Annotated in this window: 28 protein-coding genes and 1 tRNA gene; 18 read left to right on the plus strand and 11 right to left on the minus strand. The window is 63.6% G+C overall.

Annotated features, from left to right (window positions below; genetic code table 11):
• Positions 1-25 precede the first annotated feature (25 nt).
• Entirely contained in the window at positions 26-2,146 is a 2,121-nt protein-coding gene (locus IVA81_RS26470; protein ID WP_247323405.1) for a sodium-translocating pyrophosphatase, read from the plus strand.
• 109 nt (positions 2,147-2,255) lie between these two features.
• Here the strand turns inward: IVA81_RS26470 and IVA81_RS26475 are convergent, their stop codons facing one another.
• The 4 genes from IVA81_RS26475 to IVA81_RS26490 all read right to left on the minus strand — a co-directional run bounded on the left by IVA81_RS26475 (position 2,256) and on the right by IVA81_RS26490 (position 4,992).
• Positions 2,256-2,672, minus strand: coding sequence for a carboxymuconolactone decarboxylase family protein (locus IVA81_RS26475; protein WP_247323462.1), 417 nt, complete (start codon positions 2,670-2,672; stop codon positions 2,256-2,258).
• Complete coding sequence (locus IVA81_RS26480; protein WP_247323406.1) at positions 2,611-3,039, minus strand: MerR family transcriptional regulator; 429 nt, start codon at positions 3,037-3,039, stop codon at positions 2,611-2,613. The genes IVA81_RS26475 and IVA81_RS26480 overlap by 62 nt, the downstream gene beginning before the upstream one ends.
• Positions 3,040-3,281: 242 nt before the next feature.
• Positions 3,282-4,295: a tripartite tricarboxylate transporter substrate binding protein gene (locus IVA81_RS26485; RefSeq protein ID WP_247323407.1), complete on the minus strand. Its 1,014-nt coding sequence runs from the start codon at positions 4,293-4,295 to the stop codon at positions 3,282-3,284.
• A 214-nt stretch (positions 4,296-4,509) separates the two neighbouring features.
• On the minus strand, positions 4,510-4,992 hold the full coding sequence (locus IVA81_RS26490; RefSeq protein WP_247323408.1) for an outer membrane protein assembly factor BamE: 483 nt from the start codon (positions 4,990-4,992) through the stop codon (positions 4,510-4,512).
• Positions 4,993-5,090: 98 nt separating this feature from the next.
• On the opposite strand from IVA81_RS26490, the gene IVA81_RS26495 reads away from it, so the two are divergent.
• The 9 genes from IVA81_RS26495 to IVA81_RS26535 all read left to right on the plus strand — a co-directional run bounded on the left by IVA81_RS26495 (position 5,091) and on the right by IVA81_RS26535 (position 10,653).
• Positions 5,091-5,642, plus strand: a complete 552-nt coding sequence (locus tag IVA81_RS26495) for a ubiquinol-cytochrome C chaperone family protein (protein ID WP_247323415.1) — start codon at positions 5,091-5,093, stop codon at positions 5,640-5,642.
• Positions 5,639-6,223 carry a DUF177 domain-containing protein gene (locus IVA81_RS26500; protein WP_247323417.1) on the plus strand — a complete coding sequence of 195 codons (585 nt, stop codon included), beginning with the start codon at positions 5,639-5,641 and terminating at the stop codon, positions 6,221-6,223. Before IVA81_RS26495 ends, IVA81_RS26500 begins: the two co-directional genes overlap by 4 nt.
• 300 nt (positions 6,224-6,523) lie before the next feature.
• Positions 6,524-7,585, plus strand: coding sequence for a phosphate acyltransferase PlsX (plsX, locus tag IVA81_RS26505; protein ID WP_247323419.1), 1,062 nt, complete (start codon positions 6,524-6,526; stop codon positions 7,583-7,585).
• Positions 7,582-8,562 carry a beta-ketoacyl-ACP synthase III gene (locus IVA81_RS26510; protein WP_247323421.1) on the plus strand — a complete coding sequence of 327 codons (981 nt, stop codon included), beginning with the start codon at positions 7,582-7,584 and terminating at the stop codon, positions 8,560-8,562. The genes plsX and IVA81_RS26510 overlap by 4 nt, the downstream gene beginning before the upstream one ends.
• Positions 8,563-8,694: 132 nt before the next feature.
• Entirely contained in the window at positions 8,695-9,036 is a 342-nt protein-coding gene (locus IVA81_RS26515) for an integration host factor subunit alpha (protein WP_018456841.1), read from the plus strand.
• 24 nt (positions 9,037-9,060) lie between these two features.
• Entirely contained in the window at positions 9,061-9,642 is a 582-nt protein-coding gene (locus IVA81_RS26520; protein WP_247323427.1) for a MerR family transcriptional regulator, read from the plus strand.
• A 107-nt stretch (positions 9,643-9,749) separates the two neighbouring features.
• Positions 9,750-9,827: transfer RNA gene (locus IVA81_RS26525), tRNA-Pro, on the plus strand.
• A gap of 113 nt (positions 9,828-9,940) precedes the next feature.
• A complete protein-coding gene (locus IVA81_RS26530) occupies positions 9,941-10,165 on the plus strand; it encodes a hypothetical protein (RefSeq protein ID WP_247323428.1) in 225 nt (74 codons plus the stop codon).
• Entirely contained in the window at positions 10,162-10,653 is a 492-nt protein-coding gene (locus tag IVA81_RS26535; protein ID WP_247323429.1) for a hypothetical protein, read from the plus strand. The genes IVA81_RS26530 and IVA81_RS26535 overlap by 4 nt, the downstream gene beginning before the upstream one ends.
• A gap of 265 nt (positions 10,654-10,918) precedes the next feature.
• Here IVA81_RS26535 and IVA81_RS26540 read toward each other — a convergent pair whose 3' ends face one another.
• The gene (locus tag IVA81_RS26540; protein WP_247323430.1) at positions 10,919-12,766 is read right to left on the minus strand and encodes a caspase family protein; all 1,848 of its coding nucleotides are present in this window, start codon (positions 12,764-12,766) and stop codon (positions 10,919-10,921) included.
• A 452-nt stretch (positions 12,767-13,218) separates the two neighbouring features.
• Between IVA81_RS26540 and IVA81_RS26545 the strand changes: the two genes are divergently transcribed.
• Entirely contained in the window at positions 13,219-14,055 is an 837-nt protein-coding gene (locus tag IVA81_RS26545) for an outer membrane beta-barrel protein (RefSeq protein WP_247323431.1), read from the plus strand.
• Positions 14,056-14,390: 335 nt separating this feature from the next.
• Here IVA81_RS26545 and IVA81_RS26550 read toward each other — a convergent pair whose 3' ends face one another.
• Positions 14,391-15,014, minus strand: coding sequence for a TetR/AcrR family transcriptional regulator (locus IVA81_RS26550; RefSeq protein ID WP_247323441.1), 624 nt, complete (start codon positions 15,012-15,014; stop codon positions 14,391-14,393).
• Positions 15,015-15,139: 125 nt separating this feature from the next.
• Here IVA81_RS26550 and IVA81_RS26555 point away from each other — a divergent pair, with 125 nt between their 5' ends.
• Entirely contained in the window at positions 15,140-16,105 is a 966-nt protein-coding gene (locus tag IVA81_RS26555) for an alpha/beta fold hydrolase (RefSeq protein ID WP_247323443.1), read from the plus strand.
• 138 nt (positions 16,106-16,243) lie between these two features.
• On the opposite strand, the gene IVA81_RS26560 is transcribed toward IVA81_RS26555, so the two are convergent.
• Complete coding sequence (locus IVA81_RS26560) at positions 16,244-16,483, minus strand: hypothetical protein (protein WP_247323445.1); 240 nt, start codon at positions 16,481-16,483, stop codon at positions 16,244-16,246.
• A gap of 385 nt (positions 16,484-16,868) precedes the next feature.
• On the opposite strand from IVA81_RS26560, the gene IVA81_RS26565 reads away from it, so the two are divergent.
• Together IVA81_RS26565 and IVA81_RS26570 are read left to right on the plus strand one after the other, a co-directional pair.
• A complete protein-coding gene (locus IVA81_RS26565) occupies positions 16,869-17,840 on the plus strand; it encodes an SDR family NAD(P)-dependent oxidoreductase (RefSeq protein WP_247323447.1) in 972 nt (323 codons plus the stop codon).
• A 249-nt stretch (positions 17,841-18,089) separates the two neighbouring features.
• Positions 18,090-19,205 carry an alpha/beta hydrolase gene (locus IVA81_RS26570; protein WP_247323449.1) on the plus strand — a complete coding sequence of 372 codons (1,116 nt, stop codon included), beginning with the start codon at positions 18,090-18,092 and terminating at the stop codon, positions 19,203-19,205.
• A gap of 16 nt (positions 19,206-19,221) precedes the next feature.
• Here IVA81_RS26570 and IVA81_RS26575 read toward each other — a convergent pair whose 3' ends face one another.
• Positions 19,222-19,728, minus strand: coding sequence for a MarR family transcriptional regulator (locus IVA81_RS26575; protein WP_247323451.1), 507 nt, complete (start codon positions 19,726-19,728; stop codon positions 19,222-19,224).
• Positions 19,729-20,136: 408 nt separating this feature from the next.
• On the opposite strand from IVA81_RS26575, the gene IVA81_RS26580 reads away from it, so the two are divergent.
• A complete protein-coding gene (locus tag IVA81_RS26580) occupies positions 20,137-21,693 on the plus strand; it encodes a porin (RefSeq protein WP_247323453.1) in 1,557 nt (518 codons plus the stop codon).
• Positions 21,694-21,976: 283 nt separating this feature from the next.
• On the opposite strand, the gene IVA81_RS26585 is transcribed toward IVA81_RS26580, so the two are convergent.
• The 3 genes from IVA81_RS26585 to IVA81_RS26595 form a co-directional block, all read right to left on the minus strand.
• The gene (locus IVA81_RS26585) at positions 21,977-22,450 is read right to left on the minus strand and encodes a GcrA family cell cycle regulator (RefSeq protein WP_247323455.1); all 474 of its coding nucleotides are present in this window, start codon (positions 22,448-22,450) and stop codon (positions 21,977-21,979) included.
• Between the two features lie 72 nt (positions 22,451-22,522).
• Positions 22,523-22,720 carry a hypothetical protein gene (locus IVA81_RS26590; protein WP_007603456.1) on the minus strand — a complete coding sequence of 66 codons (198 nt, stop codon included), beginning with the start codon at positions 22,718-22,720 and terminating at the stop codon, positions 22,523-22,525.
• 200 nt (positions 22,721-22,920) lie between these two features.
• Positions 22,921-23,862 (minus strand): acetamidase/formamidase family protein, encoded by a 942-nt coding sequence (locus IVA81_RS26595; protein WP_247323456.1) that lies wholly within the window; start codon positions 23,860-23,862, stop codon positions 22,921-22,923.
• A 167-nt stretch (positions 23,863-24,029) separates the two neighbouring features.
• Here IVA81_RS26595 and IVA81_RS26600 point away from each other — a divergent pair, with 167 nt between their 5' ends.
• Genes IVA81_RS26600 through IVA81_RS26610 form a run of 3 tightly spaced genes read left to right on the plus strand, consistent with a single transcriptional unit; the run spans position 24,030 to position 26,823 of the window.
• Positions 24,030-24,797 (plus strand): YdcF family protein, encoded by a 768-nt coding sequence (locus IVA81_RS26600; RefSeq protein WP_247323463.1) that lies wholly within the window; start codon positions 24,030-24,032, stop codon positions 24,795-24,797.
• Between the two features lie 55 nt (positions 24,798-24,852).
• On the plus strand, positions 24,853-25,635 hold the full coding sequence (locus IVA81_RS26605) for a DUF169 domain-containing protein (RefSeq protein ID WP_247323457.1): 783 nt from the start codon (positions 24,853-24,855) through the stop codon (positions 25,633-25,635).
• A 9-nt stretch (positions 25,636-25,644) separates the two neighbouring features.
• Positions 25,645-26,823: a saccharopine dehydrogenase NADP-binding domain-containing protein gene (locus tag IVA81_RS26610; protein WP_247323458.1), complete on the plus strand. Its 1,179-nt coding sequence runs from the start codon at positions 25,645-25,647 to the stop codon at positions 26,821-26,823.
• Positions 26,824-26,932 lie beyond the last annotated feature (109 nt).

Genomic DNA, 26,932 nt, shown 5'->3' on the forward strand with positions numbered 1-26,932 from the left:
ATCAAGGATCTGAGGCAAAAATCACATGACAGCATTATGGTTGATTGTGCTCTGCGGAGTGCTTTCCGTCGTCTACGCGATTTGGGCGACGTCTTCGGTGTTAAGCGCGGATGCGGGGTCGCCGCGCATGCAGGAGATCGCAGGAGCGGTCGCTGAGGGCGCACAGGCCTATCTGCGACGCCAGTACACGACGATTGGCATCGTCGGCGTGGTCATCTTCGTCTTGCTTGTCTATTTCCTCGGTATCTACGTCGCCATCGGCTTTCTGATCGGCGCCGTCCTGTCGGGGGCGGCCGGCTTCATCGGCATGAACGTCTCGGTTCGCGCCAATGTGCGCACCGCGCAAGCCGCGACGACGTCGCTCGCCGGTGGCCTCGAGCTCGCCTTCAAGGCCGGGGCGATCACCGGCATGCTGGTCGCGGGTCTCGCCTTGCTCGGCGTGACGCTCTACTTCGGCTTCCTGGTCCATTCGGTGAAGCTTGCGCCTGACAGCCGTACCGTCATCGACGCCATGGTGGCGCTCGGCTTCGGCGCCTCGCTGATCTCGATCTTCGCCCGTCTCGGCGGCGGTATCTTCACCAAGGGTGCGGACGTCGGCGGCGATCTCGTCGGCAAGGTCGAGGCCGGCATCCCCGAGGACGATCCGCGCAACCCCGCGACCATCGCCGACAACGTCGGCGACAACGTCGGTGACTGCGCCGGCATGGCCGCCGATTTGTTCGAGACCTATGCGGTGACCGCGGTCGCCACCATGGTGCTCGCGGCGATCTTCTTCGCCAAGACGCCGATTCTCGCCAACATGATGACGCTGCCGCTCGCGATCGGCGGCATCTGCATCATCACCTCGATCATCGGCACCTTCTTCGTCAAGCTCGGGCCGAGCCAGTCGATCATGGGCGCGCTCTACAAGGGCCTGATCGCAACCGGCATCCTGTCGCTAGTAGGCATTGCGGTGGTGATCTATTACCTGATCGGCTTCGGCAAGCTCGACGGCGTCGACTATACCGGCATGGCGCTGTTCGAATGCGGCGTGGTCGGCCTCGTCGTCACGGCGCTGATCATCTGGATCACCGAATACTACACCGGCACGGACTATCGTCCGGTGAAGTCGATCGCCCAGGCCTCGGTGACCGGTCACGGCACCAACGTGATCCAGGGCCTTGCCGTCTCGATGGAGGCGACCGCGCTGCCCGCGATCGTCATCATCGCCGGCATATTGGTCACCTACAGCCTCGCCGGCCTGTTCGGCATCGCGATCGCGACCGCCACCATGCTGGCGCTGGCCGGCATGGTCGTCGCGCTCGACGCGTTCGGCCCCGTCACCGACAATGCCGGCGGCATTGCCGAAATGGCGGGCCTGCCGAAGGAGGTGCGCAAGTCGACCGACGCGCTCGACGCGGTCGGCAACACCACCAAGGCGGTGACGAAAGGCTACGCGATCGGCTCCGCCGGTCTCGGTGCCCTCGTGCTGTTCGCGGCCTACAACCAGGACCTCAAGTTCTTCGTTGCGGACAGCGCGCATCATCCTTACTTCGCCGGCGTCAATCCGGACTTCTCGCTGAACAATCCCTACGTGGTTGTCGGTCTGCTGTTCGGCGGCCTCTTGCCCTACCTGTTCGGCGCGATGGGCATGACGGCGGTCGGGCGTGCGGCTGGCGCGATCGTCGAGGAGGTACGGCGCCAGTTCCGCGAGAAGCCTGGCATCATGCAGGGCACCGACAAGCCTGATTACGGCAAGGCGGTCGACCTGCTGACCCGGGCGGCGATCAAGGAGATGATCATCCCCTCGCTGCTGCCGGTGCTGTCGCCGATCGTGGTCTACTTCCTGATCTACGCCATCGCGGGCGGCGGGGTGGCCGGCAAATCGGCGGCCTTCTCAGCGGTGGGCGCGATGCTGCTCGGCGTGATCGTGACGGGCCTGTTCGTCGCGATTTCCATGACCTCGGGCGGCGGCGCCTGGGACAACGCCAAGAAGTACATCGAGGATGGTCATTTCGGCGGCAAGGGCAGTGATGCCCACAAGGCGGCCGTGACCGGCGATACCGTCGGCGATCCCTACAAGGATACGGCCGGCCCCGCGGTGAACCCGATGATCAAGATCACCAACATCGTGGCCTTGCTGCTGCTGGCGATCCTGGCGCACTGAGCGGCGAGCAGAGGCTCTGCAAGACAAACCCGCGGCGCGAGCCGCGGTTTTTTTTGTCAGGGGCAGCGCAGGCCGGCCGCACCACAAAACAAGGCCCGACGGTCGAGCCTCAGGCTTTCGGCTCCGATCCGCCCTCGGCTCTCTGGGCAAATACCTCCTTGGCTGCGAACAGGCCGTTCACGGCGGCCGGGAAGCCGGCATAGACGGCCATCTGCATGAGGATCTCGATGATCTCCTCTCGGCCGAGCCCCACATTCAGACCTGCCTCGATATGCACCTTGAGCTGAGGTGTGGCGTTCCCCATGGCTGCGAGCGCTGCGATCGTTGCGATTTCGCGCGAACGGACGTCGAGCCCGGGCCGTGAGTAGATGTCGCCAAATGGAAATTCGAATAGATAGGTGGCGAAGTCCGGGGCGATGTCACCAAGCGCCGCCACGACCTTGTGGCCGGCCTCTCCGTCGATCTCAGCCAGTGCGCGGCGACCGCGCTCCAACCGGCTTTCGCCGGCGTTCGGGAAGTGTTGCATCATAATCTTTCATCCTCTGTTCCGTTTCGGCATAACCGCCGATCTTGGTGTCGAGGACGAGAAGGCAGGCATTCAGTTCGTCGACGTGGGCACGCACGCTTTCGCGGTGCCGCTCCAGCAGCGCGCGCCGCTCGGCCTCCGTGCCGCTGCCGCGATCCCGGAGATCCGCATAAAGCAGCATGTCCCGGATCGGCATGCCGGTTGTCTTTAGGCGGCCGAGAAACTCGATCCAGGCAAGGATCGAGGCGTCGAAGTCACGTCGGCTGGATCGATCCCGGTCGGCGTAAGGCAACAGTCCGATCCGCTCATAGTAGCGGATCGTATGGGCCGTCAGTCCGGAACGCTTGGCGAGTTCGCCGATCTTCATACCTGTCTCTCATCACGACGCACGCAAACTACGAGTTTGAGCGCGCTCTAAGTCAAGAGACATTTTGGCCTGCCGATGCGAGTTTCGCGCCGTCGGCAACACAGTCACGCCGGAGAGCTGGCCGATTGGGACAATACGAACTGCGTAGGGCGGATTAGCGCAGCGTAATCCGCCACCTTACGTACCGTAGCAATCGGCGGATTACGCAGCGCTAATCCGCCCTACGGATCGTGGCCGTGCCGCTACTGCACGTCCATCTGCAGCCCTTCCTTCTGGATGATGCCGGCGAACTTCTTCGTCTCGGCATCTACGAAGGCGGCGAACTGCTCCGGCGTGCCGTAGTCGGCGCGGGCGCCCATGGCGGTGATCTGCTTCTTGACGTCGTCGCGCTCCAGCATCGCCTTGACCTGGAGATTGAGCGCGCCCAGCACCTCGGGTGAGACGCCCTTCGGCAGGAACACCGAGAACCACGACGAGACATCGAAAGCCGCGAGCTCCGGCGCGCTCTCGCGCATGGTCGGCAGGTCTTTCGCGAGATCGCTGCGCTCGGTGGTGGTGACGCACAGACCGTTGAGCGTGCCGCTCTGCACCTGCGGCAGGCTCGGATAGAGATTGTCGAACAGGATCTGGATGTCGCCGGCGAGCGCGGCCTGAAGCGCGGGACCTGCGCCGCGGAACGGGATGTGGGTCATCTTCAATCCGGTGAGCTGGAGAAACCAGGCGCCGGTGAGGTGAGGGCTCTGGCCGACGCCGGAGGAGGCATAGCTGAGCTTGTCCGGATTGGCCTTGAGATAGGCGATCAGCTCGGCGATCGACTTGATGCCGGTCTTCGGATGTGCCGAGACGATGTTCGGGATCCGGATCATGTTGGAGACGGGCTGAAGCTGCTCCGGCTTGTAGGTGAGATTCTTGAAGATGCTGTAGGCGATCGCGTTTGGACCGGGATTGCCGACCAGGATGGTGTGGCCATCAGGCTTGGCGCGGACCGCCTCGGCGGTCCCGATGGTACCGCCGCCGCCTGAGCGGTTCTCCACGACGGCCGTCCCGCCCCATGCGGTCTGCAGATGCGCGGCCAAGAGCCGGCCCATGACGTCGGTCGAGCCGCCGGCCGCGGCTGGCACAATGAGACGAACGGTCTCGGTGGGCTTCCAGTCCGCAAGGCTCGATCGCGGCAGAATCGCTGCGGCCGTAAGGCCAGCAGCACCGGTGAGCACGCGACGGCGGGACAACAAAGTGTTCTGAAGTTTCTTGGACACGAATCCACTCCCAGCTTTTTGCTTTGGCGGGAAGCGTAGGGAACCTCACTTGCGACGGCAAGTCGCACGCCACGGCAAAGGCCGCGCGAAGGGCGGCACGACGCCGCAGGCTAGAGCCATTTACCTTGCGGTGGAATTGGAACGGGCTCTAGGCTCTTGTTTGACGCGCTTCTTGACGCGAACCGGTATCCACCTTCGCTCGAAAAGGCTCTGCTCAGTTGAAGCTGAGCAGCTTGAACAGCGGCGTGAGGTAGCTCATCTCCTGGCCCGACGTCGGCGTGGTGCGGCTGATGAAGTCGAAGATCTTGCCGTCCTGCAGGCCGTAATTCGCCAGCCGGCGCACGCGCCGGTTCTTGTCGAAATAGATCGCGATGACTCGCTGGTCGACCACCTTCTGGTTCATGAAGGCGACCATGCGCTCCGAGCGCTGCGAGATGTAGTAGAACACTTCGCCATCGAGGGTGGCGACCGTCGAGGGGGTGCCCATCACGATCAGCACCTGATCCTGGCTCGCGCCGATCGGGATCTGCTCCAGCGCGCCGGGCGGCAGGATGTAACCCTTCTGGAACTGCTCACCCGTGCAGCCCGCGAGCGCCGCACCGATCAGGGTGACGGCCGCGAGCATGCGCAAGCCGCGCCAGCGTGCATGAAGGCCGCGCCGCTTGTCTGCGCGCAGGCTGATCTGGTTCGTTGTCATAGCGGAACTGATTCCGTCCCCTTGCGTCGCGCGAGGCGCTGAAGTACCGGGCGGAGGCTCTGAATGCAACACACGCGCGCCCGCTTGCGGAAACCACAATGCTTTGGCCGTTCAATCACTTCAGGAAACCCCGGCTAACCCCGTCGGGCACCATTGAAGCCATCTATGGCATGATCGTGACGCAGGCGCGAGAACCCATGTTTTACCGCGACTTGGGCGTGCCCGATACGGTTAACGGGCGTTTCGACCTGTTGCTGCTGCACCTCTGGCTGCTGCTGCGCCGCCTGCGCACCGTCCACGGCGCCACCGAGCTGTCCCAGGCGCTGTTCGACCGATTCTGCGAGGATATGGACGACAATCTGCGCGAGATGGGGATCGGCGATCAGACCGTGCCGAAGCGGATGCGTGCCTTCGGCGAGGCCTTTTACGGCCGGGTGCAGGCCTATGACCAGGCCATCGAGGCCGGGGGCGAGGTCCTGGCAGAGGCGATCTGCAAGAATATCTTGAACGGGGCCGGCCTTGACCAGGCGAAGCGGCTCGCGGCCTATGTCCGCGCCAGCGAGGCCGATCTCGGCCGGGCCGATGAGGCTGCGCTGCTGCGCGCCTCCTTCAGGTTTCCTCCAGCGATTCCCGAGGATGTCACGCCATGAGCCGACCCAATGCCGAATCCCGGCCTGATCCCTGGCGGTCCCCCGTCATCGTCGCGCAGATCCCCGACACCGGGCTGCATCGCAAGCTCGAGGCCTCGGCCGCCGAGCGGCAGGCCATCGCTGAGGTCGGCGGCTTGCGGGAGGTGCTGTCCGCCCAGGCCGACCTCGACGTCGTCCCCAAGAGCGGCGGCCGGGTCCAGGTCACGGGGCACATTCGTGCCCGGATCGGCCAGACCTGCGTGGTCACCCTCGATCCCATCGAGAGCGAGATCGAGGAGGAGGTGGACCTGGTGTTCGCTCCCGAGGCCGAGGTTCGGAAGATGGCCGACCTGATCGAGGAGGGGCGGGACGATGAGGAGCCGCCGGAGGTGATCGATCCGCCGGAGCCGATCATCAATGGCATCATCGACCTCGGCCGGATCGCCACCGATGCCCTGTTCCTGGCGGTTGACCCCTATCCGCGCAAGGAGGGAGCCGTGTTCGAGGCCGAGATCACGGCGCCCGATCCGGAGGACCATCCCTTCGCGGCGCTGAAGGCGCTCCAGGACAACAACAAGAAGGGCAGGAAGAAAGGCAAATAACGGGGCATTCCCCGTAAAGGCCGCTTGCCAGGGGGCTTGAGGGGATTGCGGGAGTGGTTTGAGAGCCTGATTTATCCCCTTGATTTTTTACATATTTCCTGAAAATTCCTTTGTTCGCCCCCGGATCGTCCCGGATGCAAAAGGCTGGGGGCAAGAGGTTGTTTCGGGATAACAAAACGCTATTGTCGCGCCCCGGTCCGGGCGCGGCGTGGCGCCTGACCGGTCGCCATGTCCATGGCGAACCCATTCTGCGGCCCCGCTCGTTCAAGACCGCACCAGACCAGGTTTTCCAGGACTTTTATGCCAAGCAAGGTTCGCATTGCGCTTGACGCCATGGGGGGCGACGCCGGTCCCGCCGTGGTCATTCCGGGCGCGGCCATCTCGCTTGGCAGGCATCGCGACACTGAATTCCTGCTGGTCGGGGACCGCGCCAAGATCGAGCCCGAGCTCGACCGGCACCCCCAGCTCAAGGCCGCCTCGAAGATCATCCATACCGACGTTGCCGTCAGTGGTTCGGACAAGCCGAGCCAGGCGCTGCGGCGCGGCCGCAAGACGTCCTCGATGTGGCTTGCCATCGACGCGGTGAAGAAGGGGGATGCGGATGTCGCGGTCTCCGCCGGCAATACCGGCGCGCTGATGGCGATGTCGCGCTTCCACCTGCGCACGCTGAAGGGGATCGACCGCCCGGCGATTGCGGGGTTATGGCCCACCAGGCGCGGCGAGTGCACTGTGCTCGACCTTGGCGCCACCATCGGCGGCGACGCGCACCATCTGGTGGCGCTCGCACTGATGGGCGCGGCGATGACGAGCGTGCTGTTCGACAAGAAGCGGCCCACGGTCGGACTCCTCAATATCGGAACCGAGGAGATCAAGGGGCACGAGGAAATCCGCGAGGCCGGGGAAATCCTGCGTGCCAGAAACCTGCCGGAGCTCGACTATATCGGCTTCGTCGAGGGCGACGGCATCGGCAAGGGGCTGGTCGACGTCATCGTCACCGAAGGTTTCAGCGGCAATATCGCGCTCAAGGCCGCCGAGGGAACCGCCCGACAGATGGCCGAATTACTCCGCAACGAGTTGAAGCGCAGCTGGCTGTCCAAGCTCGGCTATCTCTTTGCGCGCGGCGCCTTCCAGGCCCTGCGCGACAAGATGGACCCGAACAAGTCCAATGGCGGCGTGTTCCTGGGTCTGAACGGACTCGTGGTCAAGAGCCACGGCGGAACCGGCGCCGAAGGCTTTGCCTATGCGATCGATGTTGGCTATGAGATGGCTCACTACGATCTCCTGAACAAGATCAATCAGATGCTCAACCGCGAGGGTGGTGCACTCAATTCCGTGCAGGCCGCGCAGGAGGCTGTTTCGTGACTCAACTTCGTTCGGTCGTGCTCGGCTGCGGCTCCTATCTGCCGGAGCAGGTGGTGACCAACGCCCAATTGGCGGCGCGCATCGATACCTCGGACGAGTGGATCGTGCAGCGCACCGGCATTCGCGAGCGGCATATCGCGGCCGAGGGCGAGTTCACCTCGCATCTGGCCATCAAGGCGGCGCAGGCCGCGCTCAGCGATGCCGGCATGGACGCTCAGTCGATCGACCTCATCGTGCTGGCGACCTCGACGCCGGACAACACCTTTCCCGCCACCGCCGTCGCCGTGCAGAACGCGCTCGGCATCAACCACGGCGCGGCCTTCGACCTGCAGGCGGTGTGCTCGGGCTTCGTGTTCGCGCTCGCCACCGCCGACAATTTCCTGCGCACCGGCGCCTTCAAGCGCGCGCTGGTGATCGGCGCCGAGACCTTCTCGCGCATCCTCGACTGGAACGACCGCGGCACCTGCGTGCTGTTCGGCGACGGCGCCGGCGCGGTGGTGCTGGAGGCGCAGGAGCAGCCGGGCAATGCCGCGACCGACCGCGGCGTCGTCACCACCCACTTGCGCTCCGACGGCCGCCACAAGGCAAAGCTGTTCGTCGACGGCGGGCCGTCCTCGACCCAGACCGTCGGCCATCTGCGCATGGAGGGCCGCGAGGTCTTCAAGCATGCGGTCGGCATGATCACCGACGTCATCGTCGATGCCTTCCAGGCGACCGGGCTCAATGCCGAGACCATCGACTGGTTCGTCCCGCACCAGGCCAACAAGCGAATCATCGACGCTTCCGCCCACAAGCTCCATATCGCGCCGGAGAAGGTGGTGCTGACGGTGGACCGTCACGGCAACACCTCGGCCGCCTCGATCCCGCTGGCGCTCTCGGTGGCGCGCAAGGACGGCCGCATCAAGAAGGGCGATGTTGTCCTGCTGGAAGCGATGGGCGGCGGCTTCACCTGGGGCTCCGCGCTCGTGCGCTGGTAGAGCCACAGTCGATAAAATTTTGCCGATCAGCGCCGATTATCGATGCGTCTGCATTGATGAGCGCTGTTGACCGCCGTATCGTAAGCTCCTAATTTCAGACAACAATTGTTCGCCGTGATGTGGGGCAGGGCGATGACCGATCAAAGTAAAACCGTAACGCGTGTCGATCTCTGCGAAGCCGTCTACCAGAAGGTGGGCCTTTCGCGGACGGAATCGTCCGCCTTCGTGGAACTCGTGCTGAAGGAGATCACCGATTGCCTGGAGAAGGGCGAGACGGTGAAGCTGTCTTCGTTCGGGTCCTTCATGGTCCGCAAGAAGGGTCAGCGCATCGGCCGTAACCCGAAGACCGGCACCGAGGTGCCGATCTCGCCGCGCCGGGTCATGGTGTTCAAGCCGTCGGCGATCCTGAAGCAGCGGATCAACGCCCAGCACCGCACCAATGGCGATGCCAGCAAGGCTCAACCCGAGGCGTAACCGCCTCCGCGAAGGATTTGGCATTTGGACAAGGCGCCGGATGCGTTCCGAACCATCAGCGAAGTAGCGCAGGAACTCGACATTCCGCAGCATGTGCTGCGGTTCTGGGAGACCCGGTTCTCCCAGATCAAGCCGATGAAGCGCAGCGGCGGCCGCCGCTATTACCGCCCCGACGACGTCGACCTGCTCAAGGGCATCCGCCGCCTGCTCTACGGCGAGGGCTACACCATCCGCGGCGTGCAGCGGATCCTGAAAGAGCACGGCGTCAAATCGGTGCAGGGCCTCGCCGACAGCGCGGCCGCGGTCTCCTTCGGCGCCATCGAGGATGCCATCGGGGTGAGCCTGAGGGAGCCCGAGGACGATGAGGCGCCGATCAAGGGCGTCACTGACGCCGACGATGACGACTACCAGGGGGATGAGGAGGAAGGCATCGACTTCCGCTTCACCGAGGTCGACGACGAGGACATCCTCACGACCTTCCGCAAGGGCGGCACCGCCGCCGCACCGGCCGGCCCCAGCGCGCTGGACCGGGAGCGGCTCGGCCGGGCGCTTGCCGACCTCGTCGCCTGCCGGGAAATGCTGGATCAGGCGCTCAACGACGGCTGAGGGCACTTTCGCCGGTTTTGCGGCCAGTTCCCGGGCTTGGACGGAGACACCAAAATGGTGTCGCTCGCCTTGCGCATCGCGCCGATCCTAGCTAATGGAACGACGTTCGGAGCGTGGCGCAGCCCGGTTAGCGCACTAGTCTGGGAGACTAGGGGTCGGAGGTTCAAATCCTCTCGCTCCGACCATTTTCATCAATATCTTCAAACTGATTGGAGGGCGGTCAGTTTACCATAGGCTGCCCGTTTACAATTAGTTTGCAATTTTCGTTCTGCGAGCGTTCCGGTATTTTGGCGGGCACATGCGCATCCAACCGCTGCCTGCGCCGCTCCACCGCGAGCTGCCGATAGCGCTGGCGCAGATCTTCGCGCCCGTCCCCGATCCATCCGCAAAACCGAATGACGATGCGCGCGAGCGCTTGGCGCGCACGCGCGATGCGCTGAAACAAGCGAGTGGCCGGATCGAGGCCGGCCGCGCCTGGTACGGGGGTGTTCGGCAGAGTTACGGCGGCGAGGGCGCGAAGTGACCCAGGAAGAATCAACCCAGGCGGCGCTGCTGAAGATGGCGCAGACGATCGGAGGCCTGGTCGCTTCGGTCGACACGCTGACGCGGCAATGGCGCGACCAGGACGAGAAGGCCTCGATCGGCCGGCGAGATCTGCCGCGTCGTCGACGATTTCCGCACGCTCGAGGGTCTGGTCAAGGCCGCCATATCCGATATCGCCGAGATGAAGCCGATTGTCGACGCGGTCGAGATCGCAAAGCTCAAGGCCTCGGGCGCGCTGACGGCGGCGCGCTGGATCTACTGGCTTGCGTTCGGCAGCGGCAGTGGCGCTGCGGTGCTGTGGGTTGCATCGCAGTTTTTCACGGTAGCGTTGAAATGAAAACGGAGCCGCAGATCCTGCTCGACGCGGCGGCGCTCCGCGGCGAGCTTTGCGATGTGCTGATCGCAGGCATTACCGTGACGGATTGCCTACTTATTGCGTGGGCGTTTGCCGAGCTGCGCAAGCTGTAAGATCTGTTCGCCACCTTTCCGGCGCCGTCCACCCCCTTCAGGGGCGTGGAAGTCAGCTAAGGGCCAAGAGGCGAAATGCGTCACGCAAAAGTAAATGCCCTGCCGAGGAAGTGATCGGCATGTCATAGGCTGCCCTCGTTAGGCATCATTACCTTGGTCGGCTTACCCCTCGGAAGCGGATATAACGGCTCTCTAGCTCAAGGTCAGCCAAGGGCCAGAAGGCGACCTGCGGTTTCAAGACGGGCTTGAGCGTTCGCAAAAAGCGTCACCCGCAGACCTCCATCATCGCTTTGGATCTGCCATCGCCGGAAGGTAGACCCCCGCCACCGGGAACCAGCTTGCAGCCGGGTCGCACCGGCCTGCACCCAGCTCCGTTGCAGAACATCTGGCCATTGGCTTGCGGCCGTGCCGGTGTTGACTCGCCCTGCTTACGCTGTTCGTCACGCCCCTTCGATTCATCCCGCGTCGAGACGGGCTTTTTCTCCTGCACCTTCTCGCATTCATTGTCGTCATTGACGCGGTAGCCGGCGCGACAGGTGATCTTCACGCAGCCGTCGCCGTCGGCCTTGAAGCCGCGGTCGCAAACCAGCGGACAGACGCGGCCCGGCTTCGCCTTGATCGCGTCGATCGCATCGAAGCTGGCAAGCTTGGCGTCGAACTTGGTCCCGGCGTACTTGTTGAACAATGTCAGCGAGCGCTGAGAAGACGCGTTCCAATCACCGTCGGCGGCCGTTGCCAGACATCCCACTCGGCGTAGTTCTGACTGAAGCAGTTTTGCCGCCTCCCGCGGAGACGCGCTGGGTTGTGCAGCCGGAGTGACCGCGGCGACCTTCTGTTCCCCCTCCGCTTGCCCCTTCTTTTCCGCCGCCTGTTGGGCGTCGAGTTCGGCGGCCATCTTGTCCTTGGCGATCCTATCTGCCAGAGCCTTCTCGGCGACCTGCTTGTCGGCCATAGCTTTTGCCACGGCAGCTTCGGCATCCTTGCGCCGCTGTTCGGCTGCCGCTGCTTTTGCTTCCTCGATCTGCTTCGCCTTCTCGGCGGCGAGCCGCGCATCCTCGGCTGCCTTGGCAGTGGCTGCGGCCTTGTCCTGTTCCGCCTTCTTGGCTCGCTCGGCCACAAGACGGGCCTTCTCATCCTCAGCCTGTCGGGCTTTTTCTGCGGCTGCTGAGCGTGCTTCCTCTGCCGTGATCCTGCTCAACTGCCCCTTGGCGAGACTGGCGTAAAAACCATCGGGGTATTGCGCGAGGAAAGCCGTCCAGACCTCTCGCGTGGCTATCTGCAACGCCAGCTCATAGTCGCGTCGAACCGAATCCTGCGGGTTCGGCTGCGGTCCAACCGCAACCGGCTTGGCCGGGATGAGCGGGACATCATCGCCACCAAGCGAGCCGTAAACATACGGCTCCTGCTTGTAGCCAGTGCTCTTCAACACGTCGTCGCGCACGAAGCCAAACGCCTTGCGCAGGTCGAGGCCGGGTGTGGGCAGCCGCTCGACGAGGGCGGCGGCAAACGGGCTATTCTTAGAATCGCCGTCCGAGGCAGTAGAGCCTGCCTTCGCGGCGAACGCGATCATCGTGTTAGGGCTGGTCGGCTCCACCTTAGCAAGGCCGCGTCCGATGGCGCGCGCGGCGACGGTTCGCTTCATCGTCTTAGCGAAGGGGTTGTCTCGGCAGGCGTCGAGAATGATAAGGCGAAGTTGCTTGGCGGGCTCGACTGCGAATAGCGCACGGTCCAGCGCAACAGTTTCGTCAAGGACATCGCCGTCCGTTTCGAGTGTCGCATCCGTGGGGATCAAATAGTTATTGCCATCCAACTCGATGCCATGCCCGGCGTAATACACCACCGCGACCTCGGCATCGCGCGTCCTGTTGGCGAAGTCGCGCAACGATCTGCGCATTTCGGCGGCGCTCACATCTAGCTTGATTTCGACGCTGTCGAAGCCTGCCTTCTTGAACATGCCGCCGACCAGTGCCGCATCGTTCATGGGGTTGGAAAGACGAGGCACGCTCTTATAGGCAGAGTTGCCAATGACGAGAGCGACGCGACGCTCGGCATGAGCCGATCCACAGGTCAACCAAATGAAAAGAGACAATAAAGACCAGCGAAAAGCGCCCATGGTAGCCCCGGAGAATATGTGCGCAGGGTATGCGGAGGCTGCCGAAACGCAAGCGTCGATACTGTGATATTAGTCACACTGCGCCCCCAAAGCAGTGTCGATCTGCAAGATTCCAAGTCCGCTTTGAGCCCGATGTGTGCTGCCGCGGCCACTTCAATCGTAGTCAAAGCGTCTTGAGGCGTTTGCGCTGATGAAGTCCTGCAAGGCGGCTGAAACATCCGCGTCGGTGTCGACCGCGCGCTGGGCCAACGCGTCGGCGACATCGGACGTTGCATCGCGCGACCATCCGTTTACTCCGGGCAGCGCATTTGCAGTTGGCTTCCAACGTTCCGCAAGTGTTGCCTCCACGTCACAGCATGGAGCGTCAACCTGATTTAGGATCGTGCGCTGCGGAATCGCGGAGGGGGCATCCCGTGAGAAGAGTACTAATTGCTATAGCGGTTCTGGCGAGTATGACGTTGACAGCGGAGGCTGCTGACCAAAGCCCTGGACTTTTCACGAAAGCGCGCGCGGCTGGCTCCAGCCCAAGCTGGACAGGCTTTTATGTAGGCGGCAACGTCGGCGGCGCTTGGGCAGACCGCTCCGTGAATTTCACCGGGGACGCTGCTTCCGCTTTCCTCTTCAATCCTGGTGTTCCGATTCTGGCTCCATTTGCGGGACAGGTTGCTCCCAGACCTCACGACTTTTCGATGAGTGGTGTAACGGGAGGCTTGCAAGCGGGCTACAATTGGCAGCTGGGTGGTAACTGGCTCGTCGGCGTTGAAGGTGATTTGAGCGCATCCAGCTTGCGCGGAAGCGGTCGGGAAACAACGCCGCTACTGCCTCCAGCTTTCACGCAGACTTTCTCGGCTGAACAAAAGATTGACTGGTGGGGGAGTATTCGTGGGCGCGTTGGGGCGCTGGTCTCGCCTAGCGTTCTTCTGTATGGGACCGGCGGCTTCGCTTTTGGGAAGGTAACAACGTTCGCCGACTACGTCGCAAACGGACCGGGTGGCGCTTTCGATATCTCGGTCGGCGGCACTTCATTCAACTGCACGATAGGGTTGCCCTGCTTCACGGGGACCAATTCTCGCATAAAGACTGGTTGGACCGTTGGTGGAGGCGGCGAATGGCGCTTTGCGCCTCATTGGAGCTTCAAGGCCGAATATCTCTACGTTGATCTCGGCAACTCGTCAGTGTCGGCTATTGCGCTCGCAACGGGCATTGGTCCGAACCTTTCCAGGTACACGGCAGATTTCGGCCGAGCCGATTTCCACGTGGCCCGAGTTGGCGTGAACTATCATTTTTGACCTTCAGAGCGGATCGCCCCCGATCGCAGCGAACTTCAGTAGCCAGATCGGTTTACAATTCCGGTAAAAGATCCTGTCTTTGCAATGCAGAGCCCTTCCGTTCCAACAAAATGGTTGTAGAATTAACGATCTGCTGTCGCCTGGGAGACTAGGGGTCGGAGGTTCAAATCCTCTCGCTCCGACCAATTTTTTCAAGTCATCTGTCGGGTGGATTGAACGTCGGGGTCGAGCGCCTGCTCCCGCCGGTGATGCATGCACGACGATCAGACGGCAGATTCGCCATCTTAGAGAGCGCCGGCTTCCCTAGAAGCACGCGTGCTCGGAATGATCCCGACCTACCTCAAATACCCCACCACCATCCGCGTCGTCTCGTCCACCAGCGTCCGCACCATCTTCTGCGACAGCATCTCGGCCCCGTTCAGCACGGTGTTGTGCGCGACCGCTTCGATCGCGCTGACGCAGATGAAGGCGGCGAGGTCGGGGTCGATCTTGCGCATCTCCTTGCGGTGGCGTTCGAGATAGGCGCGCACGAGGGCGTGGACTTCGCGGTTTGACGCTTCGACGTCCTTGAGCTGGCCGATGCGCGGGATCTGCTCGGCGAGGATGCGGTGCAGGTCGGGGTCGATGTGGTGGGCCTCGATCGCGACCGTGACGAGCCTACGCACCGCCTTGTCGATCGGCATGTCCGCCACCTCGACGAAGGCGGCGCGGACGACCTTCATGATCTCGTCGTTGTGACGCTCGATCACGGCGGCGACGAGCGCCTCCTTGCTGGGAAAATATTGATAGAGCGAGCCGACGCTGACGCCGGCGATGTCGGCGATGCGGTTGGTGCTGGCCTTCTCGAAACCTTCACGGACCAGAATGCGAGCGGTCGCCTCGACCAGCGCGTCGACGGTGGCGCGCGACCGCGCTTGCGAGGCATTTTTCCGCGGATTTGTCGGCGGCTTGCGCGCCATGGGCTTGCGGTCCTGAATGCGAGTAGAAAAAGCGAGCGAATGCTCGCATTATATCGGCCCGTGGCGGCCTGTCGGCAAGCCCCTTGTGTCGCCATATGGATGCGGGGCCAGGCGGAGAACGGACCATGAGCGTCGCAAGACTTGTGTCGGCTATGCAGTTTTGCCCGAGCTTCTGTGTGCCGCGGAGCCGCGACCCCGCGCCAAGCCTGCAAAGCCGCGCGTTCAACCTGCTGCTGCGACAGCTTCCGTATAAGCAGCAACTCGCCTCCGTCGAGGCCGTGCAGGCGCATGTGCAGAAGCTTGCCTTGCAGCCGGCCTCGTTCGAACCGATCGGGCTCAGGCGCGGCGTCGAGGCGATCCTGACCAGGATGGGCGGCTGGCCCGTGTATTACACCGCGCCGTCGTCCGGCCACGAGGGCTGCAATTACGTCATGTTCCTGCACGGTGGCGGCTACATCAACGAGATCAGGCCGGCGCATTGGCGCTTCATTGGCGAGATGACGCGCAGGGCGCGCGTCTCGTGCGTCGTGCCGATCTATCCGCTGGCGCCGCGCGCGACCGCCAAGGACGTCGTGCCGAGGACGGCGGAGTTGCTCCGGATGCTGCTGGAAGACGCTGGCGCCGCAAAGGTCACGGTGGTAGGCAATTCCGCTGGCGCGGGGCTTGCGCTCGCTGCGTGTCAATGGCTGCGCGATCGCGGCCACCGCCAGCCGGCGCGGCTGGTGCTGATCTCGCCCGCGGCCGATGCGTCGGTCAGCCGTCCGGAGCAGATCGAGATCGCAAGCCGCGATCCGATCCAGGACATTCCGGGCATCGTCGAGGCCGGGCGGCTCTATGCCGGCGAGCTCGATGTCGGTCATCCCTTCGTCAGCCCGCTCAACGGCGCGTTCCGTTTCCTCGCGCCGATGACGATCTTCTCGGGCACGCGCGATCTGCTCTATCCCGACAGCGTCGATCTCGCGGAGCGGGCGAGGGCGGTGGGCGTGCCGGTCGAGCTGCATCTGCTGCGTGACCAGCCTCACAATTATGCGCTGATGCCGACGCCGGAGGGGCGGCGCGCGCGGGCGATCATTTTGCGGGCGGTGGCGTGATTGGAGAGGCGTGTGATCGTTGTCACGGAGCGCGCCGTCACATCGGACTGGCGCTGCGCGGCCCGTCGGAGGCGGCCTCCGGGGCGTTTCCTCGTCGTCTTGGATCCGTCGTCTTCGGATCAGTAGTTTTGCGCGCCCTTAGGCGTGGCCCTTGATCTCGTAATGGCCGGCCACGCATTTGTACCGATCCAGGCGCCAATTGGCGTGATAGATCGGATGCTCGCCCATCCATTTCGCCAGCGGTGCCTGTGCGCCGACCGCGCACTGCATCATCGAAATCTCGGGCGTCATGTTGCTGTCGGTCACGATTTCCTCGATGCAACTGCCTGAGCTGGCTGCGCTAAGCCGGCAGAGCACGGCAACGACGGTCACGAACATTCCTGTCACCTCATCGGTAGTTTCAGACCACGAAGAGGATGCAAGCGGAGTGCCAGAGCCTGTGACACGCAAACAACACGCTGGCCTAGCCGACTCAACCCAGCGTCCGGAGACCATTTGACGATTCGGATTGTAAAAAAATTGCCCATAAACCGAAGCCGGACAAATGCGGGAATCGGGCAGTTGTGCCCGATTGCGGGCCCGGCGCTCTGAGGGGCGGCCGCGCATCGAAGCGGCGGAATAGTCCATCCGCCGAAATAAGCGATGTCGAGCATGATGGCGCGCCGCTTTTACCTGCGAATGCTGCGCTGCTACATTTCGCGCGCGCCCGGCGAACGGCGCTGTGACGAAGAAACATACCGACAAGGGGAGGGACCGAAGTCCCATGAAGGATTTTGCAGGAAAGATCGCGGTCATCACCGGCGGCGGCACGGGAATGGGGCGCGAGCTCGCACGGCAGCTCGTGGCCGAGGGCTGCAATGTCGCGATGTGCGACGTCTCGGAGGCCGCGATGGCCGAGACCAAGCGGCTTTGCGAGGCCGAGAAGCTGCCGCAGGGCCTGCGCGTCACGACGCATGTCGCCGACGTCGCAATCGAGGATCATCTGAAGCGTTTTCGCGATGAGCTCGCCGAGCAGCAGAAGACCGACAAGATCCATCTGCTGTTCAACAATGCCGGCATCGGCGGCGGCGGCAGCCTGTTCACCAACACGCGCGAGCAATGGGAACGCACCTTCAATATCTGCTGGGGCGGCGTCTATCTCGGCGTGCGCACCTTCCTGCCGATGCTGGTCGCCGCGGACGAGGCCCACATCGTCAACACCGCGAGCGTCAACGGCTTCTGGGCCTCGATCGGCATGAACCAGGCCCACACCGCCTACAGCTCGGCGAAGTTCGCGGTGAAGGGATTTACCGAAGCGCTGATCAACGACCTGCGCCTGCACGCGCCGCACGTCAAATGCTCGGTGGTGATGCCCGGTCACATCGGCACCTCGATCGTCTCCAATTCGCGCAAGGTGCAGAGCGCCGACGGATCGGTGCGGCTCAACGCCGACGAGGTCGCGCTGACCCGCAAGCGCATGGTCGCGGCCGGCGTGCCAGATGCTGACAAAATGTCGGACGAGGACATCCAGGCGGTCTTCGCCGAGCGCGCCCGCAGCTTCCTCGAGGATGCGCCGACGAGCGCGGCGGAGGCTGCGAAGATCATCCTCGACGGGGTCAAGGCGGAGCGCTGGCGCATCCTGGTGGGCGAGGACGCCGAGCGACTCGACGCACGCGTTCGCACCACGCCGGAGCAGGCCTATGACCGCGCCTTCTACGAAAGTTTTACGCAGGAGGTCGGCTGGAAGCTTGGCTGAAGCCCTCTCCGGGCGGGCGCTGATATAGGTATGATGATCATCATAGCAAGACATGCCCGGACAATTTTGCGTGCCACCTCTGGCCAATGCACGCCCGCTCCATGACAAAATGGAATGTCACGCATGACGTGACGATTGTTCAAGCGATGGTGATCTCGAACGGCTCTCATTCGGCGCACGGCTGCTTGGTTGGGGAACTGAAATAGTTTAGTCAATCAGGGGTAACGCGATGACAGAGCGCAGCTCCCGATGATACCCGCATGCCTCTCCGACGACTTGATTCTTTGCCCCGAACGAGAGGACATCTCCGCTGAATTCACGCGGCTGCTCATCGCGGCGCAGGAGGGCGGGGCCACGATCGCCGAATGCCTGATGATCGCGCGGCAGCTGAAGCGGGGCGACGATCAATCCTGGCATCGCGAGTGGAAGCGGCTGGCGCAAGCCAATCGGCAGCGCGCCGAGGCCGCCTTCGCGGAAGGTCACATGGCGAGCGCCCAGCGCAACTGGCTGCGCGCCATGAACTATTATGGTGCGGCGGCGATGCCGCTCGAGCCGGACGACGAGCGCCGATGGGTTGCGGTGCTCGCGATGCAGGATTGCGCTCGCCGCTACCTTGCGGCGCGCAGCCCGGTGGGCGAGGTCGTGACGATCCCCTGGCTCGACGGGCACGCGTTGCAGGGCTACTTCATCCCAGCGCCGTCGGGAAGCGGCCAGGCGCCGACCGTGATCTGCATCGGCGAGCCCGGCCACCGCAAGGAGGAGTTTCTGTTCAAGCTCGTGCCGCATGCGCGCGAGCGTGGATTCTCGATGCTGGCGCTCGACCTGTTCGGCGACCAGCGCGACGATTACATCGACGCGCTGCTGCGGCGGAGCGATCTCGAGAGCGCGATTCCTTGCGTCATGGACTATCTGGAGACGCGCAGTGACGTCGATTTCGCGCGCGTCGGCATCATCGCCGACGGCTGGGGCTCTTCCTTCGTGGCGCGCGCGGTGTTGCAGGAGCCGCGGCTTGCCGCCGCCGTCTGCGACGGCGGCCTGTGGGACCTGCACGAGCGGGCCTTCTTTGCCAGCCGATTCGCGATGAGCGATCTTAGCATCGTGCCGGTGCCGCATGCGCCGCTGATGGCCTCCAGCGCAGACTGTCCGGTGCTGATCACGCTCGGCGAGGACGGCTGGCTCAAGGCCGACCGGGCGCGCCAGATCGTCCAGAGCTCCCGGCTCGGCAGCTCGAATGTCATGTTGAAGGTGTTCACTGCGGCCGAGACCGGCGCGGCGCAGGCCCACGCGGACAATCCGAGCCTTGCCAACGAATACATTTTCGACTGGCTCGAATCGCGGCTCGGCCCCGCCGTTCGGCGGATCTGAGCGCCGCCCCAACGCGCTAGAAGTCGAGGGAGATCCGGACGCAGGCCTTCTCGAGGCGATTCTTCAGCGTCGCGAGCTTGGTGGTGAATTCCGTCAGTTCGTTCTCGTCGAACTCCTGGAAGACGAATTCGCGGATCGTCTTGTACTGCTCGTTGAGGCTTGCGATGTGCTTCTGCGTCTTGTCGGCCAGCGACAACCGCACCACGCGGGCGTCGGTCGGTGAAGGACGACGGCGCAACAGGCCCTTCTTTTCGAGCAGCTTGGACTGGGTGGTGACGAAGGACGGATCCACGTGGAGGAGCTTGGAGACGACGTTGACCGGGATGCCGTCGTCCTTGTCGAGGTCGGAGATGGCCATCAGGATCAGCCATTGCGGGCCGCTGATGCCGAGCGTCTTCGCCCAGAACTGACGCAACTCCTCCAGATACATGTTGATCGACGATATCTCCCAGGTGAAGCGCCTGATGATATCCAGGTTGCCGATCGAGCGCAGGCGCGCTCCTTCTTTCCTCGTCGCGGACACAGCGTCACTCCCGTGAACCGATTGTTCAGGCCGGTGTTCGTGGAAGGCCATAGTCCACGCAAGCCTGCTCTGACGCAAGTGCAGAGCAGGGTAATTTCATCACTAAAACTACAAAGATGATCAGCTCAGTTATTGGCCCCTGTTCGCGGTGTTGCGCGCGGGGCACAGGCTCAGGAAAACCGAAAAGCTGATCTAATAAACTATTTTGATTACCGAACGGCGCGCGCATATTGATCCCCGACGGTGGGGGGTACTCAATCGTCCCGTTGCAGGTGGTTCGCTCACGTCCCTCGCGTCGAAAGCGGGTGTGTCCGAAAGCGCAAAGCGGCCGAGCGGATCTGAGAGACGGGGATCTTGGGGGGGCCTCACGGTCCGGTCTTCGTAAAATGAGCAACTTGGAGGTTTTAAATGAAAATGGTGAAGAGCCTTTTGCTCGGCACCGCGGCGGGTCTGATCGCCGTCGGTGGAGCCCAGGCGGCCGATCTTCCGGTCAAGGCCAAGGCAGTCGAGTACGTCAAGATCTGCTCGCTGTACGGCGCGGGCTACTACTACATCCCGGGCACCGACACCTGCATCAAGCTGGGCGGCTATGTGCGTGCCGAAGTGGCGCTCAACGCCGGCGGTAACTACAGCGCCCAGTACAACGGCGTGTTCGCGGCCAACAACCGCCTGAACAACTACTACTCGATGCGCGCTCGTGAAGACCTCAACATCGACACGCGCACCGCGACCGAGTACGGCGTGGTCCGCACCTATTTCGACGCGGTCTTCACCTGGACGACCGGCAACTACGGCGGGACGGGTTCGGCCACGGGCGCGACCCAGTACAGCGGCACGATCGGCCTCAACGCGGCCGGCACCGGCCTCACCGGTTCGGGCGGCGGCAGCATCAACGGCACCGACGGCAACATCTCGGGCGGCGCGCTCGGCGTCTACTACGCCTTCATCCAGTTCGCCGGCTTCACCATGGGTAAGGCGGTGTCGCAGTTCGACGCGCCCTGGATCAACTATCCCGGCAACAATTTCGACCAGCTCGTCGGCGGCAGCGGCAGCACCAACGGCGTGGCGCAGTTCACCTACACGGCCGATTTCGGCCAGGGCATCACGGCTGCGTTCTCGGCGCAGGACCAGACGCAGGTCTTCCAGACCAGCCTCTGGAACACGGCGGGCATGTCGACCACGGGCGTGCTGGGCGGTGCGTACGGCTCCAACGCCATCGGCGGCAGCCGCTCGCCGGACCTCGTCGCGATGGTTCGCGTCGATCAAGCCTGGGGCCTGTTCCAGGCGTCGGTCGCCGCGCACGACAACCATGTCGCCTATTACGGCGCCAACGAAGCCACCGGTCATCCGGAAGACAAGTGGGGCTGGGCCGTTCAGCTCGCGTTGGGCATCAAGAACATCCCGACCGGCGCAGGCGACGTGATCAACATCTCGGGCGTCTACACCGAAGGCGCGAGCCGCTACAACTTCCAGGAGCTGGCTGCGACCAGCTACTCGATGTTCGGCAGCTCGAACGCTGCCTATCAGAGCATCGGCTTCGCCGGCGTGTCTGACGCGGTGTTCGCTCCCGGCGGCGGCCTCGAGCTGACCAAGACCTACGGCTTCCGGGGTGCCTACACCCATAACTGGAGCCCGTACTGGAACACGGCGCTCTACGGCGCGTGGGCTGCGGTCAACTACAACGGCACCGCGAAGGGCCTGATCTGCGGCAGCGCCGCGTTCGCCACCCTGACCGGCACCTGCAACCCGGACTTCAACATCGGCCAGGTCGGTGTCATCACCCGCTGGACCCCGGTGAAGAACCTGACCTTCTCGGCTGACTTCACCTACAGCCACCTCGATCAGAAGTATTCGGGTGCGATCACGACCGGTGCGCTGACGGGCGTTGCCAAGCCGGCGGCGACCTACGAGCTGAAGGACCAGGACACCTACAGCCTGCTGCTGCGCGCCCAGCGCAACTGGTAAGCTCGAGGTCTTTCGATGCGACACAGCCCCGGCGGGACACCGCCGGGGCTTTTTTGTGGGCACTCTCGGCCACCCCAATGGCCCGTTGCAGCGGATGAAGACGAGCTATGCGATTCAATCGCCCTCAGATTAATTTACTTACATGAGTTACTAAGCTATATAGCTCTCGGCCAAATACGAAAGTTGCGGCTCTTAGCTTCACGCTAAGCCTCCAGAAACCTCCGGTGATGCCCCGCCGGAGGTTTTTCGTTTTTGGAATGCTGCCAAAACGTCAGGCAACGATTTAACCGCGCATCACGCGTGCGCGGCCGTTCGGCCGGTAGGCGAGGCGGCTGTGGCCGGCGCAATAGGGCTGACCGTCGGGCGCGGAGTTGCCGCAGAAGCAGAAATCCTCGGCGCCCGGCGTCGAGATCGGCCAGCGGCAGCGGTTCTCGGCAAGCTCCATCAGCGAGCAGCGATTGGCGTCGTCGATGGGACCAGTCACCACGGGTGCGTCGGTCTCGCCATAGATCGTGGCGAGCATCTCATATTGCAGCCGTGGCACGGCCCTCGATGCCCGCGCCAGGCCCCGCTCCTGAACCTTGCGGTCGTCATTGCTGCGGCCACGCGTCAGGTTGAGGCGAGACAGCTTGCCGATCACGGCGTTGCGGCTGACGCCGATGTCGGCGGCGATCTCGCGGCAGGAGAGGCCGGCCTCGAAGTGCCGCTTCAGAAGTTCGATGCGTTCGTCGGTCCAGGTCGGGGAGAGAACAGGCATGTGTAACGGTCCCAGGTTGCAGATGTGGCCATCCGCTTCTCGAGATCCGTCCGCTTCACGTTCGGCGCGGGCTCACGTCCTGCCATTGTCGCGGATCGACAAAAGCCCGTCTTTGATGGCGAGACGGATGCCTTCCTCGATCAGGGTACGCGCGACGCCGGGAACGCTGGTGCCGTGGGTGCCCTGTCTCACCAGCTTCTCCAGGTAGGTGATGGTCGAGAGCGCCAAGGTTACGGGAATACGGTCAGTCTCGGCTTTTTCGGTGGCCATGGCCCGAACGCTAGCCTCTTACTCAGGTACATAAAAGTAACGATTAAGACTCTATTTAGCTTCGGGGGCGGAAGTCAAATGCAGGCTGAGCTTGACGCTCAGCACGTTGGAATCGCACAGGAAATTTGACACGACTGAGCGCGCCGCGCGGAAGACCGGCGGCCGCTGTGGCGTCAAAGGTCGGGAAAGGGCCGCCTGGCTCAGCCGTGCACGAGCGCCTTTTCGATCATGCAATGGATGCCCTTGGCGCCATTGACGGTCTGGGTCACGCGCAAATCGGCCGCCAGGCTGCATAGCGTGTAGGCGTCCTCGTGCGACAGGTTTCGCTTCTCGCCGAGCAGTGCGATCATGTCGCGCAGCGCGCGCACCACGCATTGGTCGAGGTCGGGGTCCATCGCCATGGTCATGTAGTGGGTCGCCGTCTCGGCGCGGGGATAGTCGAACCTGAGGTCCTTGCGCAGCGTCAGGCGGAAGCGGCCCTGGAGCGCAGTCTCGATCGCGGTGACGCAGACTTCGCCGTCGCCTTGCACGCCATGGCCGTCGCCGCAGGAGAACATCGCGCCCGGCACGAACACCGGCAAATAGAGCGTCGCGCCGGCGCCAAGCTCCTTGTTGTCGAGATTGCCGCCCATCGCGCGCGGGATCAGCGAGGAGATGCGGCCCCAGCTCGGTGGCGGTGAAACGCCCATCACGCCGAAGAACGGTTTGAGAGGCAGGTCGAGGCCCCACGGCATGCGGCCGACCATCCGCGTCCGGTCGAGCGGGATGTTGAGGATGCGCGTCTCGTGGAAATCGTCGGGCAGGGTGCCGGACAGCGGCTTGATCATGTTCCAGCCCCAATCCTGCCGGAGCTGAACGTCGAGGATCTCGACCGCGAGCACGTCGCCGGGCTCGGCGCCTTCGACCGCGATCGGGCCGGTGAGGATGTGGCCGGGCAGCATGCGCTCGTTGTTGGCATGAACGTCGTGCATCTCAGGCGGAATATGAAACTTGTCGCGGTCGGGCAGCATGTCGGGGCCGCCGCTGATGGTGTCGACCGTCACCTCATCCCCGCTCGCGATGGTGAGGACGGGCTTGAGCGCGGCTTCGAAGAAGCCCCAATGGCAGGTTTTGGGGCTGGAATGCAGGTGGTGATGGGTCATTTGCCGCGTCCGATCACTTTCATCAGGCCGGGCTTGACCCGGCGATCGATCCTCTTTCAAGAAGATTTCCGAGGATCGCCGGGCAGGTCAAGCCCTGCGCAGTCTGGCAAGATCATTCCAGCGAGGCTCCCCTGTTTTTCGTTCTGTCCAAGACCCTCGGCACCGCGCTGCTGCCGATCAACCTTCTGGTCGAGCTCGGTATCCTGTCGCTGGTGCTGATGGCGACGCGCTTTGCCGCGCTCGGCCGCAGGCTTGCCGTGACCACGCTGGTGCTGCTGGCGCTGGCGGCGTTCTCGCCGCTCGGCAATTTCCTGATCTATCCGCTTGAATCGCGCTTTCCCGCGTGGGACGCCTCGCGCGGCGCGCCCGACGGCATCATCGTGCTCGGCGGCTCGGTCGACACCGATCTGTCGGCGGCGCATCGCACGCCGGTGGTCGCGCACGCAGCCGATCGTCTGTTTGCGCCAGCCGAGCTCGCACGCCGCTATCCGAATGCGCGCATCGTGTTTACCGGGGGGACCGCGAACCTGGTCTCGACCGACGCCAGGGAAGCCGACTACTCCGCGCCGATCCTGGAAAGTCTGGGCATTTCGAAGGAACGCCTCGTCCTGGAACGCAGCTCCCGCAACACCTGGGAGAACGCGATCTTCACCAGGCAGCTGGTGACGCCGAAGCCGGGCGAGCGCTGGCTTCTGGTGACCTCGGCCTTCCACATGCCGCGCTCGATGGGAATCTTCCGCAAGGCCGGATTTGACGTCGAGGCCTATCCCGTGGACTGGCGGATGGGCGGACGTGACGATCTTTTCTCCTTCACAAACATGGGTGCGGACGGGCTGGGCCGAACCGAAGTTGCGGTGCGCGAATGGATCGGCCTCGTGGCTTACCGTCTGATGGGCAGGACCGGCGAGTTGCTTCCGGGGCCCACCAAGGACTAGAACGAGGACCGCAAAACAAGAACACGTAGGCGCGATCGCCGGTCCGGAGGAAGCCATGCAACAGCAGAATGCAGACAGCATCGATCTTGCCGGCCTCGTCGCCGACCTCAACAGCCTGCTGCGGCTGAAGACGACAGTGATCGGCATGAAGCTGTTCGCGCAAGCGGCCGAGATGGAGGCGATCCCGAAAATCCGGCGGCCGAATGCGATCCACACCACCGACCAGATCGTCAGCATGGCCGCACGGCTGGGCTGGACCGTCGGTATCACCGCCGACGATCTCGTCGGTGCGCAATGCCGCGCGGTGATCGGCCTTGCGCCGCAGGACGAGACATGGCTCGCCGGCGAAAATTATGTCGGGGTCTGGCACGGCACGGCGGAGGACGCGCGCAAGCGCCAGGAGGCGCTGGACGTGGTTCCGTTCGGACAATATCAGGCGCTCGCCGTCAGTCCGCTCGCGAGCGGCCGGCTCGATCCGCCCGACATTTGCCTCGTCTATGCGACGCCCGGGCAGATGATCATCCTGATCAACGGGCTGCAATATTCCGGCTACAAGAAGTTCGAATGGGGCGTGGTCGGCGAGACTGCTTGCGCGGATTCGTGGGGCCGGGCGCTCAAGACCGGGGAGCCCAGCCTGTCCTTGCCATGCTATGCCGAACGGCGCTATGGCGGCGTGCCGGACGAGGAGATGCTGATGGCCTTGAAGCCGTCGTATCTCGCCAAGGCGGTTGTGGGCATGAAGGCGCTGGCCAAGAACGGCCTGCGCTATCCGATCCCGCCCTATGGCATTCAAAGCGACGTCCGTGCCGGCATGGGCGTGAGTTACGCGAAGAAGTAAAGGCCGATCATGAGCTCTGCGAAATTCGATATCGTCATCTATGGTGCGACCGGTTTCACCGGCCAGCTCGTCGCCGAGTATCTGACGAGGCACTACAAGACCGACAATTCGCTCAAATGGGCGATGGCAGGCCGTAGCCTCGGCAAGCTGAAATCGGTGCGCGATGCGATCGGCGCGCCCGGGAATACGCCGCTGATCGTTGCGGATGCGTCTGACGCGGCCTCGCTGAAGGCGATGGCAGAGCAGACGATGTCGGTGATCACGACGGTCGGTCCGTATCAGCTCTACGGCGAGGAATTGTTAGCTGCCTGCGTCGCCACCGGCACGGATTATTTCGATCTCTGCGGTGAGCCGATCTGGATGCGGCAGATGATCGACAAGTACGAGGCGGCTGCGAAAGAGAGCGGCGCGCGCATCGTGTTTTCCTGCGGTTATGATTCCGTGCCGTTCGAGCTTGGGACCTTCTTCGTGCAGGAAGAGGCCAAGCGGGTGTTCGGCGCGCCGGCGCCGCGCGTGAAAGGCCGCGTGCGCGACATGCGCGGCACGCTGTCAGGCGGCACCGCGGCAAGTGCGAAAGCGACTTTCGATGCGGTCGCCAAGGACCTCAGCCTCGTCGCCATTCTCAACGATCATTTTGCGCTGACGCCGGGCTTCACCGGACCAAAGCAGCCGAAGGGCAACAGGGCGATCCTCGAGGAGGACCTGCAATCCTGGGCTGCGCCGTTCATGATGGCGCTGATCAACACGCGCAACGTCCATCGCTCCAACATGCTGATGGGCTTTCCCTACGGCCAGGAGTTCGTCTACGACGAGATGGTTCTGACCGGTCCCGGCGAGAAAGGCGAGGCCAACGCCAAGCGCGTGATGGCCGCCAACGCCGAGAAGACCGGGCCGAATGCGCCGAAGCCGGGCGAGGGGCCGTCGAAGGAAGAGCAGGAGAATGGCCGCTTCAACCTGCTTTATGTTGCGATCGCGCCCGACGGCCGCATGGTCCGCGCCGGCGTCACCGGCGACCGCGATCCCGGCTACGGCTCGACCTCGAAGATGATCTCCGAATGCGCGATCTGCATGCTGCGCGACACCACGGACGTTCCGGCAGGCTTCTGGACGCCGGGCGCAGCGATGCAGCACAAGCTGATCAAGCGGCTGCGGGACAATGCGGGGCTGACGTTTGAAGTGGAGAGCTAGGTCGGCTCTCGTAGCAACCATTAAATGGCGGCGGTGTTTTGAGCCGACGGATCGCCTGCGCCTGCCATGATGACGCCGTGCTCGCGTCCGTCAAGGCGTGGCCTGGCGG

This window comes from Bradyrhizobium sp. 141, assembly GCF_023074055.1.
Taxonomy (GTDB): Bacteria; Pseudomonadota; Alphaproteobacteria; order Rhizobiales; family Xanthobacteraceae; genus Bradyrhizobium.

Excerpts from the sequence above, each read along its gene's own strand:
- IVA81_RS26585 (WP_247323455.1), bottom strand. The coding sequence starts at position 22,450 with ATGCCTGTTCTCTCCCCGACCTGGACCGACGAACGCATCGAACTTCTG.
- IVA81_RS26530 (WP_247323428.1), top strand. The coding sequence starts at position 9,941 with ATGCGCATCCAACCGCTGCCTGCGCCGCTCCACCGCGAGCTGCCGATA.
- IVA81_RS26550 (WP_247323441.1), bottom strand. The coding sequence starts at position 15,014 with ATGGCGCGCAAGCCGCCGACAAATCCGCGGAAAAATGCCTCGCAAGCG.
- IVA81_RS26545 (WP_247323431.1), top strand. The coding sequence starts at position 13,219 with ATGACGTTGACAGCGGAGGCTGCTGACCAAAGCCCTGGACTTTTCACG.
- IVA81_RS26560 (WP_247323445.1), bottom strand. The coding sequence starts at position 16,483 with ATGTTCGTGACCGTCGTTGCCGTGCTCTGCCGGCTTAGCGCAGCCAGC.
- IVA81_RS26555 (WP_247323443.1), top strand. The coding sequence starts at position 15,140 with ATGAGCGTCGCAAGACTTGTGTCGGCTATGCAGTTTTGCCCGAGCTTC.
- IVA81_RS26500 (WP_247323417.1), top strand. The coding sequence starts at position 5,639 with ATGAGCCGACCCAATGCCGAATCCCGGCCTGATCCCTGGCGGTCCCCC.
- IVA81_RS26540 (WP_247323430.1), bottom strand. The coding sequence starts at position 12,766 with ATGGGCGCTTTTCGCTGGTCTTTATTGTCTCTTTTCATTTGGTTGACC.
- IVA81_RS26480 (WP_247323406.1), bottom strand. The coding sequence starts at position 3,039 with ATGAAGATCGGCGAACTCGCCAAGCGTTCCGGACTGACGGCCCATACG.
- IVA81_RS26590 (WP_007603456.1), bottom strand. The coding sequence starts at position 22,720 with ATGGCCACCGAAAAAGCCGAGACTGACCGTATTCCCGTAACCTTGGCG.
- plsX (WP_247323419.1), top strand. The coding sequence starts at position 6,524 with ATGCCAAGCAAGGTTCGCATTGCGCTTGACGCCATGGGGGGCGACGCC.
- IVA81_RS26595 (WP_247323456.1), bottom strand. The coding sequence starts at position 23,862 with ATGACCCATCACCACCTGCATTCCAGCCCCAAAACCTGCCATTGGGGC.
- IVA81_RS26565 (WP_247323447.1), top strand. The coding sequence starts at position 16,869 with ATGAAGGATTTTGCAGGAAAGATCGCGGTCATCACCGGCGGCGGCACG.
- IVA81_RS26580 (WP_247323453.1), top strand. The coding sequence starts at position 20,137 with ATGAAAATGGTGAAGAGCCTTTTGCTCGGCACCGCGGCGGGTCTGATC.
- IVA81_RS26490 (WP_247323408.1), bottom strand. The coding sequence starts at position 4,992 with ATGACAACGAACCAGATCAGCCTGCGCGCAGACAAGCGGCGCGGCCTT.
- IVA81_RS26610 (WP_247323458.1), top strand. The coding sequence starts at position 25,645 with ATGAGCTCTGCGAAATTCGATATCGTCATCTATGGTGCGACCGGTTTC.
- IVA81_RS26605 (WP_247323457.1), top strand. The coding sequence starts at position 24,853 with ATGCAACAGCAGAATGCAGACAGCATCGATCTTGCCGGCCTCGTCGCC.
- IVA81_RS26470 (WP_247323405.1), top strand. The coding sequence starts at position 26 with ATGACAGCATTATGGTTGATTGTGCTCTGCGGAGTGCTTTCCGTCGTC.
- IVA81_RS26515 (WP_018456841.1), top strand. The coding sequence starts at position 8,695 with ATGACCGATCAAAGTAAAACCGTAACGCGTGTCGATCTCTGCGAAGCC.
- IVA81_RS26495 (WP_247323415.1), top strand. The coding sequence starts at position 5,091 with ATGCTTTGGCCGTTCAATCACTTCAGGAAACCCCGGCTAACCCCGTCG.
- IVA81_RS26475 (WP_247323462.1), bottom strand. The coding sequence starts at position 2,672 with ATGCAACACTTCCCGAACGCCGGCGAAAGCCGGTTGGAGCGCGGTCGC.
- IVA81_RS26570 (WP_247323449.1), top strand. The coding sequence starts at position 18,090 with ATGATACCCGCATGCCTCTCCGACGACTTGATTCTTTGCCCCGAACGA.